Raw genomic sequence first — 13,847 nt, forward strand, 5'->3', positions numbered from 1 at the left:
GCTGGTGGATCTGGACATCTTGCAAGCGATTTCGTATGGTGAAGATAATCGATCCAGGGAGGCGATCCGCGTGTCCAGCCGACGGCCGGCCGACGTCATGTCGGGAAGGGAATTTTTTGATCAAGGCCTTCAAATTCATGTCAATCGGGCGCAAGAATCGTTCGAGCTGCGCGAGCATTCGCACGAGTTTGCCGAAGTCACCTACATTAGCCAAGGCGCAGGCACCCATTATATCGAGGGCGAGGCGGTGCCCGTCCGCCAGGGCTCCGTCTTCGTCATCCCGGAAGGACACAGCCACGTGTTCCGACCGCAGACGACGGACAAGAACAAGCCGCTCGTCGTCTACAACTGCCTCTTTACCTCCGCCTATCTGAGCGAGCTTCGCGCCGCTTTCCCCGCGTTCCTGGAGGTCGGCGATTTCTTCGGTGATCCGACGCTGCGCTGGTTCGAGGTGAAGGATGCGGGCGGCGTCCACGACGCCCTCTTCCAAGAGCTGTACCGAGAGTATTACGGACGACCGCCCGGCTTCGCTGCCGTCCTGTCCGCCTTAACCGTCCAGCTGCTGACGGTCGTCTACCGGCACCGGCTGCTGCCTTCCGAGCCGAAAGAGTCGCTGCCGGCCTTGTCGATCGCGGATGCAATCGCGCATATGACCGCACATTACGCCTCCCCGATGAAGCTTGGCGAGCTCGCGGACTTGGCGAAGCTGAGCGAGCGGCAGTTCGGCCGACTCCTTCGCCAGCACACCGGCATGAGCTTCACCGCCTACCTGCAGCATCTGCGGATGAAGGCTGCTTGCCGGCTGCTAACCGAGTCCACTCAGCGCATCGCGGACGTCGCCGCTGCCGTCGGTTACGGGGATCTAAAATTTTTTAACCGCTTATTCCGCGCGAAGACGGGCGTCAGCCCCCGCGCCTACCGAAGCGAACACGCCAACCGGAGCCAGACGCGCTGACCCATCCGAACCAAAAAGACGCACCTCGAAGGAGGATGCGTCTTTCGTTCTGATTATGCGGCTTATCCGACTTTCGGACGGCCAAGACCGTTGCGGCGCACGAGCTGCTCCAGGCATGCCTCGGGCTCAAGCGGCCTGTCGATGAGATAGCCCTGGGCGAAGTCGCATGCTTCCTGCTTCAAATACGCCAACTGCTCCTCCGTCTCGACGCCTTCCGCCGTTACCTTGAGATTCAAACTATGCGCCATGCCGATAATCGTCTTGACGATTTCCTTCTCCCCGGCGTTGCCGCCGATGTTCTGCACGAAGGACTTGTCGATCTTCAAGCTATCGAGCGGGAACTTGGCCAGATAGCTCAAGGAAGAGTAGCCGGTGCCGAAATCGTCCAGCGCGATCTTGATGCCGAGCTGCTTCAGCTGGGTCAGCTTGCTCATCACGTGCCTTTCGTTATGAATCGCGATGTTCTCCGTAATCTCAAGGGTAAGCAGCTTGGGATCGAATTTCGTCTCTGCCAACACCGCTTCGATGCATTCGACCAGTTCCGGCTGTTGGAATTGGCGTCCGGACAAATTGACCGATATTCCGAGCTTCTCGGCTCCCTCATCCTGCCAGCTTTTCGTCTGCAGACAGGCTTCGCGCAGCGCCCACATGCCGATCTCGACGATGTGACCGGTCTCCTCCGCAATGGGGATGAATTCCATCGGCGAGATCGTGCCTAATTCCGGATGCCGCCAGCGGATCAAGGCTTCATGGCCGATGGTCATGCACCCGCGCGCATCGACGAGCGGCTGGTACACGAGCCGGAATTCACCCCGATCCAGCGCTTTGCGCAAGCTATTCTCGATCAGCACGCGCCGCTGTACCGCTTGGTATAGCTCGCAGGAGAAGACCTCATAGACCCCTCCGCCCTGCTCCTTCGCCTTGAACATCGCGTTATCCGCCGCGGATACGAGCACGTCCGCCGTCGTCCCGTCGTCCGGATACCGGCTGATGCCGATGCTGAACGTCACGTACAGCTCCTGTCCCCCGCACACCATCGCTTCGGCTTGCGCCGCCACGAGCTTCCTTGCCAGCTGCTCGGCCTGCTCTGCTCCCACACCCGGGAGCAGCACGATGAACTCGTCTCCGCCTACCCGGTAAGCAAGCCCGTCTTCCGGCAGTTCGTTTCGCATACGCGCCGCCGTCTCCCGAATGACCGCATCTCCGATCGAATGGCCGAACAAGTCGTTCACGCTCTTGAACCGGTCGATATCCAGGAACATGACCGCCGCTAGGCCGACTTCCGCCTCCCGGCCGGTGACCTGCGCGATGTGGTCTTGGAACGCATGCCGATTGAGAAGACCCGTCAACGGGTCATGATGCGCCTGATGCCGGATTTCGTCGTTCTTCGTCTTCAACTCTTCCGTGTAGATGCCCAAATTACGCGACATCGCATTGATCTGCTCGGTCAGCATGCCGACCTCGTCCTTGCTTGCAACCGGAATTTGCAAGCCGATGCTGCCCGCCGACATCGCCTGGACGCCGAGCAAGATGCGCCGCAGCGGCCGGATGAATAAGCCGGCCAACACGTACGAGACGAGGAAGGTCAAGACGAGCGAGACGGTCAGAATCGTCAAGCCGGTCCGCAGCTGACGGTTCAGCGCCTGGTCGACCACGTCATAATCGACGGTGATCCCGATAATATAGGCTCGGTTCGCCTTGATCGGCGCGAAGGTCTTGATGACGTGTTTTCCATTCAGGGTAGCCGCATACCAGACGGGCTTGTTCGTCTCCATCGCCTCGCGCACGTAACGCGCATCCGTCTGCTCGTTCGCATAGCGGTACGATCCGAACTGAACGGGCTTGTCCGCCAGCAGTACGAACTCCTGCCCGCTTTGTTTGGTTACAGGCAGCGGCTTGCCGAACGTAGCCGGGTTAAACCCCGTCACTTCGAGCAGCGGATCGTAATCCTCCAACTGCCTGCCGATCACCGCATCGGGACCGAATCGGTCGCCGAATCCGGTAATGGAGTTATCCCGCACGTACGGATTGATAATATAGTCCGTTGTGCCGTCGTAGTAATAGCCCCATTTGTCGATGGAGTTCGGATCGGAGCTCGACACCTCCAGCGGTCCAGACCAATAATGCGGCAGCTTCTGCCCCTCGGGAATCGTGACCTCGCGATGATCGAACAGCTGCTCGAAGGCGGTATACCAGTAGCCCCAATCCTTCGTGCCGAGCCCGATTTCCTTCGGATCGGACGACTTGACGCCGACGATATCGTCCTGAGTCCGCACGAACAGCGTGATGAACGATACGCCCGTCTCCGCGCTCAGCCGTTCCAGCTGCTCGTTCGTCACCTGCGAGGCAAGCGGCGGCAAGCTTTTTTTGGCCGCGAGCGCAGCCAGCCGGATCTTCTCGCCGAGCAATTCCTCCGCGCGCTGGTTTGCGTAAGCGGCATTTTCCACCGAGGTCCGGATTTGCTTCGTAAACAAGCGGAATTTGTCCTGCAGCTCTCCGACGACGGTTTCTTTAGCCGCATAATAGGACAGAATGACATGCAGAACTAGCACGACCGATACGGTGAGCGTAATCATGAACGCGATCTTGGTCTTAACCGACATGTCTCTCCGTCCTTTGGCTAAAATGAGTCATCTTGCGGCTATGTATGGCGCCAGCTCTTCCGCAGATCTCCTGTGTTCTACCACAATCTTAGCACTTTCCCATATCGGGAATCGACCCTATAAATCTGGAAGGATATACGCTTAAGACCACATACGGATTTACAGTCCTACCAAGGAGACTTTCGGCATTATTTTCATCCACGCGGGAGATCGTATATAATCGGGCTGGAAAACGAAAGGAGACGGCGAAATGAGCGAATTTAGCCAGAGTTATCATCTGCGCACCGAGAATAAGCAAGCTGCCGCCTTACTTATGAAATCGGCCGGGAAGCGCGGCTTCGTGTTCGAACCCGCGAACGGTTGGACGACCTTCGTCGTGGAGGGCGCCGAATTCACCCCCGACGATTCCATCGTGGAGCAGAACGGCGATCTGCTGGCGCACTATGCATACGCCGAGGATCATGGATGGTCGTTGACGATTTTCAACAAGCGGACTCTTGCGTTCGATTATCGCAGCCACTGGGAAGAGGAGCTCGTCATCGAAGCGGATGTGCTGGACCTGAGCCTGCTTCGTCAGCTTATCGCGGAGCAAGGTCAAGAAGACGGCGGCCTGATGGCGCTGTTCCATCCGGACGACCTCGAAACGCTGCTCGAAATGGATCCCCCGCCGGCCTACCAAATCGCGGAAAGACTAGGTCTCCTCCACTATGCCTGGGTATCCGACGACTATGTGCGCAATGACCGCGCCAGCTACGAAGTTGCCGAGGAGGTCGAATCATAATACGAATATGGGTTGTTCGCACGCCAAGAAGGGGATGCGCTTGTCATGATGAATGACGAGGAGCATCCCCTATTCGCGCTGCCTTGCCGCGTCAAGCACACGTGCTGCTTGGCTTGGTCAATGCGATGGCACCCATCCGGCAATCTGGAGCAGCGAGATCACGACCTCGATGACGATGAGAATGACGACGATCCATTCCACGAACAACCCCCGGATTGAATGGCTAATATTCGTGAAGCCTTCCAGGATGTGATAGAGCGAATCCGTCTTGCTCTTCAAAATATTGTACCGGTCGTTCAGCTCGTAGAAATTCATCATCTCCTCATAAAACGAGCCGGCGGAGCTGTGATTCCACGTGATCTCGGGCTTGTCAAGAATCATGATGTAGGCCAGCGTATTATACTCGTGACGGACAATCCTCGCGGTCAATCGCGCCAGCTGCTTGTTGCCGACGCGCATCCGCCCTTTCTCGAGCCGGTCGATCATTTCCTCCAGCCGGTCCTGAATCTGCTCGAGCTGCTCCTCGATCTTCTCGAGCGCGACCGATTTGGCCAATACCGTGGCGATGAGCTCCGGCAGGAAAAATTCGAATTCCGACACGATCACGTGCTCGTCCGTTAACTCCATGCGCTCGATCTCGCCGACGTGCAGGCTGTAGTCGTCGGTGTACCGATAGACCTGCTTCAGTCGCAGATCGTGATCGAGCGTCTGCAGAAACTTCAAGAAGGCATGAATCTCCTCTTTGCTCTCGTGGTTGACGAACACGATGCTGCCGAACGAGAAAATGAGCACCTGCTGCAAGCTGTCCACGCCGCGGTCGTACAGCTTTTTGAGCACGTTGTTCCGAATGATGAGCGGCTGCTCCCACGTATATTTCTTGCGGATGCCAAAATGGATCGCGATCTGGTTCAAGTCGATCTCATCCGCGATGACCAGCGCTTTGAACGTAATATCTTCCATCTATTCTCTCTCCATGCTAAATCCTGCAACCAGGAAGGATTCCCCTATTTTGACCTAAGACCCCCTTCTTTATCCCAAGCGGGTCATGCATTAGGTATACATACAAACGGCGAGCAGCCCGTCCCGCATATGCTAAGCAAGGAGATTCTCCAAGCAAGGAGGTTAAGGGATGTCCTCGTGTAGGAAAAAAAGAAGCCCCTGCGCGCGCTGCAAACGGAGAACGAGCGCGAAGACGGCGATTGCGGTACGTTTTATCGGCAAATGCATCCGCGGTCTGGCCGTGACCGACGAACCGCTCCTCCTTCCGGCGCAAAACACCTCCCGGCTTAACGTCTACTCTTACGCGGTCGTCAACCGCGGCAAGGAGCCCGTTCGCGCCCGCGTCGACGTCGGGCCGAATCTGAATGATTACGCCCCCGACCGCGAGCTGCTCGTGCCGGCCGGCCAGACGGTCGTCCTCGTGCCGACGCGTTTCCTGAAATACACTCGCATCGCGCTGCAAGCGGCTGAGGATCACGATGCCGCGGTCAAGTGCGACGTATATTTTCAAGCTCAGACGATGGTTTATCGTCGCTGAAGACGAGGCGTGCAGCGCTTCGTCTTTTATTTTGGGCCGAGCGGCGAATTTAGGTTATCCGCCAACGTCGGGAGCACAAGCCGGACTCTATCGACGCTCATAAACTATCATGTCTTCGCTGCTAGATTGGGCATGTCGGCGGACGCGAACCGCGAGCATCACCGCGGCTGCCGCCTCCATTCCTCGGCGGTTCGCCGGACAAGTCGCGCCGAAGACTCGACTTTGTAGAAAGGACGTGTTAGACATGCCGAAAGACAAAGAACCGCAAAGCCGCCTGCCGCAGCTCATCGCCAATCCGATCACCGAACTCACCGCCTCTCATTTCGGGTTGCTGTACGAGGCCACCAGCGGTCCTATCACGATGACGGGCAACAGTTATTTGGGCATCATGCTGCGCAATCCCTCCGCTTCGGAGAGATGCGTATACCTCTCCCGTATCTTGTACGGCGCCGTCGCCAACACGTCGTTCACGCTGATCCGCAACGGCAAATTCGCGGGCGGGGACCCGCTTACGCCGTACAATGCCAATTTCGGCGCCGATGCGGATTCGGAGGCGAAGCTGAAGCTGATCGCGCAAGCCAGCGATCCGTTCGAGGAGGACGAACCGTTCTCGACCGTCATTCCGTCCGGCGGCTCGTTGGTGGAGGATTGGAACGGCCGTATCATTTTGCCCCCGAAAAGCAGCTTAGGCGTGCGAATCGCGAACAACACCGCGCAGCCGAGCCTCGTCGCCTTGACGATCAGCTGGTGGGAGCTCGGATCCTCGCAATAACAACTACACGAAAGAAAGGCGGTATGGCCATGGCTTCCAGTACAAGGGTATTCGTTCCGCAAGGCGTCGCCACGCTCGTTTACACGGGAACCGGGGAGAAGGTGCTTTTGCAGACCGGTCAAATTTATATCGGGGGCTCTAATGTCAGCGCTTCGAACGGGCTATTCTTGACCGGATATAACTGCGATTTCTATGACCTTGGCGTCGTGGCGTTAAATGAAGAAATTTATGCATTGTCGACTTCGTTCGACAACGAAGTCACGATCTTTACGTACAGCTAACCGGCTGCAGGCTTCGATCGCCTGAGGCCCGGGGGTCCGTTCCATGCGAACGGGCCCTTTTCTTTTTGCGCGCGGAAAGAACCATGAACGGCGCAGCGGCGGCATAGCATAGAGATAGCGAATGTTGAGGCCAGCGGTTCAGGAGGAATACGAGATGCCGAATTTTGCAGTCTTCAATACGGACCCGAACGATCAGCGCGTGCTAATCTACGGCATGGACCGGCAGTCCGCGCCGCGTCCCGTATCGACCGACGAGTCGGGCAATATTACCACGGTTTTGCTAGGCGGTACGCTGTCCCTCCTGGAAGGCGCAGTCGTCAGCGGCGGCACCCTCACGACCATCGAGCACGTCATGGGCGTGACGATCACCGCGGGACGCGTCGACGCCAATATCGTCTCGGGTCAAGTCGGCGCCGTCATTACAGGCGGCACGATCGACGTCATCCGCAACGTCTTCGCCGCTACGATCGTAGCCGGCGTGCTATCGAACCTGCTGAACGGCACGCTCTCCAACCTCTTGGCGGCGACGATCGTGGGCGGAACGCTGCACGCGGTGGAGGAAGTGCTGGGCGCGACCGTCGTGGGCGGGACGCTAAGCGCGGTCGGCGAGGTGCTCGCGGCGACCATCGTCGGCGGCACGGTCAATGCGAATATCGTCGGCGGCACCGTCTCGACCGAGATCGTCGCGCTGACCGTGACGGGCGGCAGCTTGACCGTCGTGGAGGAAGTGCTTGGGGCGACGGTTGTGGGCGGGACGCTGAGCGCGGTCGGCGAGGTGCTCGCGGCGACCATCGTCGGCGGGACGGTCAATGCGAATATCGTCGGCGGCACCGTCTCGACCGAGATCGTCGCGCTGACCGTGACGGGCGGCAGTTTGACCGTCGTGGAGGAAGTGCTTGGGGCGACGGTTGTGGGCGGGACGCTGAGCGCGATCGGCGAGGTGCTCGCGGCGACCATCGTCGGCGGGACTTTAAATGTAAACGTCGCCGGTGGAACCCTGGCTGCTCTCGTTGCTGATGTGACGGTTAGCGGCGGGACGCTCAGCTCACTTGGCGAGCTGCTCGCTGCGACGATCGTGGGCGGGACCCTGGATTCTATTACGGAAGTCCAAGCCGCTACCCTAGTTGGCGGAACGCTCAACGCCGTCACGGTCATCGGCGGGACGCTTAATACGATTGCAGAGGTTCTTGCCGCTACTGTTGTGGGGGGCACGATCAATGCGGCGACCGTGATCGGGGGGACCATTGATACCGTCGCGGAAGTTCGTTCAGCGACCATTGCCGGAGGAACGCTCAATGCTGTCACCATCATCGGCGGGACGATCGATACCATTTCGGCGATACTTGCGGCCACGATCGTCGGCGGGACTTTAAATGTCAACGTAGTTAGCGGAACCATTTCCGCCATCGTCGAAGACGTAACCGTCATTGCCGGCACGCTTAACGCCGTTACGGTCATCGGCGGCACGATCAACACGATTTCGGAACTTTTCGCGGCCACCATTGTCGGGGGGACCTTGAACGTCAATGTGACCAGTGGAACGGTTGCCGCCATCGTAGAATCCGTGACCGTTACTGCAGGCACGATAAATGTCCTGGGAGAACTCCTTTCCGCGACTATCGTTGGCGGAACGCTCAATGCCGTCACCGTGATAGGCGGGACGATCAATACAATCTCGGAAATTCTCGCGGCCACGGTTGTTGGCGGTACGCTTAACGTCAATGTGGTCAGCGGAACTCTTGCCGCCATCGTCGATGACGTGGTCATTAGCGCAGGTACGTTGAATGTACTGGAAGAGCTGGTTGCTGCGACAATCGCTGGCGGTACGTTAAACGCCGTGACCGTTGTTGGCGGAACAATTAGCGTGGTCTCGGAAGTCCTCTCCTCCACGATCGTTGGCGGTACGCTCAACGCTGTGACCATCATCGGTGGCACGATTAATGCGGTTTCGGAGATACTGGCAGCCACTATTGTCGGCGGCACCTTGAACGTCAATGTGGTCAGCGGAACCCTTGCTGCTATTGTCGATGACGTGGTCATTAGTGCAGGTACGTTAAATGTTCTGGAAGAGCTGGTTGCTGCGACAATCGCTGGCGGTACGCTCAACGCGGTGACGGTCATTGGCGGGACAATTAACACCGTATCAGAAGTGCTTTCCACCACCTTAGTCGGTGGTACGCTCAACGCAGTGACGATTATTGGCGGCACCATTAACACGGTTTCGGAAGTCCTTTCGACCACCATAGTTGGCGGAACGCTAAGCGCAGTGACAGTTATTGGTGGCACTATCAACATGGTTGCTGAAGTCCTTGCCGCTACCATAGTTGGTGGCACTTTAAACGTCAATGTGACTAGCGGGACCCTTGCCGCTATTGTCGATGATGTAGTCATTAGCGCTGGTACGTTAAATGTTCTGGAAGAGCTGATCGCCGCGACGATCGCTGGCGGTACATTAAACGCCGTCACGGTCATTGGTGGGACAATTAACGTGGTCTCGGAAGTCCTATCCTCCACCATCGTCGGCGGAACGATTAACGCAGTGACGGTTATTGGCGGCACCATCAATACGGTCGCGGAAGTCCTTGCCGCTACCATCGTCGGCGGAACCATTAACGCCGCCACGATTATTGGCGGCACGATCAATGCGGTTTCAGAAATACTGGCAGCCACGATTGTCGGCGGCACCTTGAACGTCAATGTGGTCAGTGGGACCCTTGCTGCTTTTGTTGATGATGTCGTCATTAGTGCGGGCACGTTGAATGTTCTCGAAGAGCTAGTTGCCGCAACGGTCGTTGGCGGTACACTCAATGCCGTGACCGTTATTGGCGGCACCATCAATACGGTCGCGGAAGTTCTTGCCGCTACCATCGTCGGCGGTACGCTCAACGCTGCAATCATCGGTGGCACCATTAATACGGTCTCCGAAGTCCTTTCCAGCACCGTAGTTGGCGGTACACTTAATGCCGTCACTATTGTAGGCGGCACGATCAATGCGATTTCGCAAATTCTCGCAGCCACGATTGTCGGCGGCACCTTGAACGTCAATGTGGTCAGTGGGACCCTTGCTGCTTTTGTCGATGATGTAATCATTAGTGCTGGCACGTTGAATGTTCTCGAAGAGCTGATTGCCGCAACGATCACTGGCGGTACACTCAATGCCGTGACCGTTATTGGAGGCACCATCAATACGGTCGCGGAAGTCCTTGCCGCTACCATCGTCGGCGGAACCATTAACGCCGCCACGATTATTGGCGGCACGATCAATGCGGTTGCTGAAATTCTGGCAGCTACTATTGTCGGCGGCACCTTAAACGTCAATGTGGTCAGCGGGACCCTTGCTGCTCTTGTTGATGATGTCGTCATTAGTGCGGGCACGTTGAATGTTCTCGAAGAGCTGGTTGCCGCAACGGTCGTTGGCGGTACACTCAATGCCGTGACCGTTATTGGTGGCACCATCAATACAGTTTCGGAAGTCCTTGCCGCTACCATCGTCGGTGGTACGCTCAACGCCGTGACCATTATCGGTGGCACCATTAACACGGTTGCTGAAGTTCTTGCCACTACCATCGTTGGCGGCACCTTGAACGTCAACGTGGTCAGCGGGACCATTGCCGCCATCGTCGATGACGTGGTTATTAGCGCAGGTACTTTAAATGTTCTGGAAGAGTTGCTTGCCGCGACGATCACTGGTGGAACACTTAACGCCGTGACGGTAATTGGCGGCACCATTAATACGGTCGCAGAAGTCCTTTCAACCACCATAGTCAGCGGTACGCTCAACGCCGTCACCATCATCGGCGGAACGATTAATACGGTTGCGGAAATCCTCTCCACCACGATCACTGGCGGTACATTAAACGCCGTCACGATTATCGGCGGCACGATTAATGCGGTTTCGGAAATACTTGCGGCCACGATTGTCGGTGGCACCTTGAACGTCAATGTGATTAGTGGAACTCTTGCTGCTATCGTCGATGACGTGGTAATTAGCGGAGGTACGTTGAATGTTCTGGAAGAGCTGCTTTCTGCAACGATCGTTGGCGGTACGCTAAACGCCGTCACAATAATAGGCGGCACCATTAACACAGTATCAGAAGTGCTTTCCAGCACCGTAGTTGGCGGTACGCTAAGCGCAGTGACGGTTATTGGTGGCACGATCAATACGGTTGCTGAAGTCCTTGCCGCTACCATCGTCGGCGGTACGCTAACCGCCGTCACTATCGTAGGCGGCACGATTAATGCGGTTTCGGAGATACTGGCAGCCACTATTGTCGGCGGCACCTTGAACGTCAATGTGATCAGCGGAACCCTTGCTGCTATCGTTGATGACGTGGTCATTAGCGCCGGTACGTTGAATGTACTGGAAGAGCTGGTTGCTGCAACGATCGCTGGCGGTACGCTCAACGCCGTTACGGTCATTGGCGGGACGATTAATGCGGTTTTGGAAATACTTGCGGCCACTATTGTCGGTGGCACCTTGAACGTCAATGTGGTCAGTGGGACCCTTGCTGCTTTTGTTGATGATGTCGTCATTAGCGCCGGCACGTTGAATGTTCTTGAAGAGCTGTTCGCCGCAACGATCGTTGGCGGTACGCTAAGCGCCGTGACGGTTATTGGTGGCACGATCAACACGGTTACTGAAGTCCTTGCCGCTACCATCGTCGGCGGTACGCTCAACGCCGTCACGATTATCGGCGGCACGATTAATGCGGTTTCGGAAATACTGGCAGCCACTATTGTCGGTGGCACATTGAACGTCAATGTGGTCAGTGGGACCCTTGCTGCCATAGTTGATGACGTGGTCATTAGCGCCGGTACGTTGAATGTTCTGGAAGAGCTGCTTGCCGCGACGATCGCTGGCGGGACTTTAAACGCCGTGACGGTGATCGGCGGCACGATCAACACGATCCAACAGCTGCTCGCTTCCACCATCGTAGGTGGCACGCTCAATGCCGTTACCGTCGTTGGCGGAACGATCGATACGATTTCGCAAATTCTCGCAGCCACCATTGTTGGCGGGACCTTAAACGTGAATGTGGCCAGCGGAACAGTCGCCGCCATCGTTGACAGCGTAACGGTGATCGGCGGCACCTTAACTGTTTTGGAAGAACTACTCTCCGCGACAATTGCTGGCGGTACGCTAAATGCCGTGACCATCATCGGCGGCACCATTACCACGGTTTCGGAAGTGCTTTCGACCACCATATTTGGTGGCACGCTCAACGCAGTCACCATCGTTGGCGGAACGATAGATACGATTTCGCAAATTCTCGCAGCCACGATTGTCGGCGGCACCTTGAACGTCAATGTGGTCAGTGGGACCCTTGCTGCTCTTGTCGATGATGTAATCATTAGTGCTGGCACGTTGAATGTTCTCGAAGAGCTGTTTGCCGCAACGATCGCTGGCGGTACACTCAATGCCGTGACCATTATCGGCGGCACGATTAATACAGTTTCAGAAATTCTCGCAGCCACTATTGTCGGCGGCACCTTGAACGTCAATGTGGTCAGTGGAACCCTTGCTGCCATCGTCGATGACGTGGTCATTAGCGCTGGAACGTTAAATGTTCTGGAAGAGCTGCTTGCCGCGACGATCGCTGGAGGAACACTTAATGCCGTCACCGTCGTTGGCGGAACGATCGATACAATTTCGCAAATTCTCGCAGCCACCATTGTTGGCGGGACATTAAACGTGATTGTGGCCAGCGGAACAGTCGCCGCCATCGTTGACAGCGTAACGGTTATTGGCGGCACCTTAACTGTTTTGGAAGAACTACTCTCCGCGACAATTGCTGGCGGTACATTAAACGCCGTGACGGTGATCGGCGGCACCCTCAACACGATCCAACAGCTGCTCGCCGCCACCATCGTGGGTGGCACGCTCAACGCCGTCACCGTCGTCGGCGGGACAATCAACACGATTTCGCAAATTCTCGCAGCAACCATTGTCGGCGGGACGCTCAACGTGAATGTGACCGGCGGCACTGTTGCAGCAAACATCTCCTCAGCCGTGACCATTAGCGGCGGGACACTCAACACGATCCAACAGCTGCTCGCTTCCACCATCGTGGGTGGCACGCTCAACGCCGTCACTGTCGTTGGCGGAACGATCAACACGATTTCGCAAATTCTCGCAGCCACCATTGTCGGCGGCACCCTAAACGTGAATGTTACCGGCGGCACAATTACAGCCAACATCTCCTCAGCCGTGACCATTAGCGGCGGCACCCTCAACACGATCCAACAGCTGCTCGCTTCCACCATCGTGGGTGGCACGCTCAACGCAGTCACTGTCGTTGGCGGAACCCTCAACACGATCCAACAACTGCTCGCCGCCACCATCGTGGGTGGCACGCTCAATGCCGTCACCGTTGTCGGCGGGACAATCAACACAATTTCGCAAATTCTCGCCGCCACCATTGTCGGCGGGACGCTCAACGTGAATGTTGTCGGCGGTACAATCGCGGCCAACTTATCTTCGGCCGTCACCGTCACCGGCGGCACGCTCAACGCCGTCACCGTCATCGGCGGCACCCTTACCGCCATATCGCAAAACAACTTTATCGAGCAGGCGTTCCTGGACGTAGGCGTCGGCACCGTTCTGACGTTGACGCCGCTCGCCGCGATTACGACGTCCGTGCTCGAAACGTACTCGTTCTTCATCTACAATCAGAGCCCGGTCGGCGCGGCGGTCGACGCGTTCGTGGAGGTGAGCGCGGACGGGACGCATTGGTTCCGCGACGTGGAGGGCGTTAATATCACAGGCGGCACGGTCGACGTGCTTGTTCCGCAGCGCTTCCTGAAGTACACCAGGCTCAGCTACCGGTCGGCCACGACGCTCGTCGCGTCCACGATCGACGTCATATTCAACGCGCAAGGCTCATAAATTAAGTACCGTTTTATGGACAGATTCCACGT

At 57.1% G+C, this 13,847-nt stretch carries 8 protein-coding genes; 6 read left to right on the forward strand and 2 right to left on the reverse strand.

Annotated elements, in window-relative coordinates; translation table 11 throughout:
- Positions 1–70: 70 nt before the first annotated feature.
- Positions 71–955, forward strand: coding sequence for an AraC family transcriptional regulator (locus ACFSKT_RS04955; protein ID WP_377718947.1), 885 nt, complete (start codon positions 71–73; stop codon positions 953–955).
- Positions 956–1,017: 62 nt separating this feature from the next.
- Here ACFSKT_RS04955 and ACFSKT_RS04960 read toward each other — a convergent pair whose 3' ends face one another.
- Positions 1,018–3,558, reverse strand: a complete 2,541-nt coding sequence (locus tag ACFSKT_RS04960; protein ID WP_377718948.1) for an EAL domain-containing protein — start codon at positions 3,556–3,558, stop codon at positions 1,018–1,020.
- A gap of 250 nt (positions 3,559–3,808) precedes the next feature.
- Here ACFSKT_RS04960 and ACFSKT_RS04965 point away from each other — a divergent pair, with 250 nt between their 5' ends.
- Complete coding sequence (locus tag ACFSKT_RS04965) at positions 3,809–4,339, forward strand: hypothetical protein (RefSeq protein ID WP_377718949.1); 531 nt, start codon at positions 3,809–3,811, stop codon at positions 4,337–4,339.
- Between the two features lie 117 nt (positions 4,340–4,456).
- Here the strand turns inward: ACFSKT_RS04965 and ACFSKT_RS04970 are convergent, their stop codons facing one another.
- Positions 4,457–5,299, reverse strand: coding sequence for an RMD1 family protein (locus tag ACFSKT_RS04970; RefSeq protein ID WP_377718950.1), 843 nt, complete (start codon positions 5,297–5,299; stop codon positions 4,457–4,459).
- 169 nt (positions 5,300–5,468) lie between these two features.
- Between ACFSKT_RS04970 and ACFSKT_RS04975 the strand changes: the two genes are divergently transcribed.
- The 4 genes from ACFSKT_RS04975 (at position 5,469) to ACFSKT_RS04990 (ending at position 13,815) form a co-directional block, all read left to right on the forward strand.
- On the forward strand, positions 5,469–5,876 hold the full coding sequence (locus tag ACFSKT_RS04975; protein WP_377718951.1) for a DUF6385 domain-containing protein: 408 nt from the start codon (positions 5,469–5,471) through the stop codon (positions 5,874–5,876).
- A 244-nt stretch (positions 5,877–6,120) separates the two neighbouring features.
- The gene (locus tag ACFSKT_RS04980; RefSeq protein ID WP_377718952.1) at positions 6,121–6,648 is read left to right on the forward strand and encodes a hypothetical protein; all 528 of its coding nucleotides are present in this window, start codon (positions 6,121–6,123) and stop codon (positions 6,646–6,648) included.
- 29 nt (positions 6,649–6,677) lie between these two features.
- Positions 6,678–6,929, forward strand: coding sequence for a hypothetical protein (locus ACFSKT_RS04985; RefSeq protein ID WP_377718953.1), 252 nt, complete (start codon positions 6,678–6,680; stop codon positions 6,927–6,929).
- Between the two features lie 154 nt (positions 6,930–7,083).
- Positions 7,084–13,815 (forward strand): DUF6385 domain-containing protein, encoded by a 6,732-nt coding sequence (locus ACFSKT_RS04990; protein WP_377718954.1) that lies wholly within the window; start codon positions 7,084–7,086, stop codon positions 13,813–13,815.
- Positions 13,816–13,847 lie beyond the last annotated feature (32 nt).

The organism is Paenibacillus xanthanilyticus (genome assembly GCF_042682185.1).
Lineage (GTDB): Bacteria > Bacillota > Bacilli > Paenibacillales > Paenibacillaceae > Paenibacillus_Z > Paenibacillus_Z xanthanilyticus.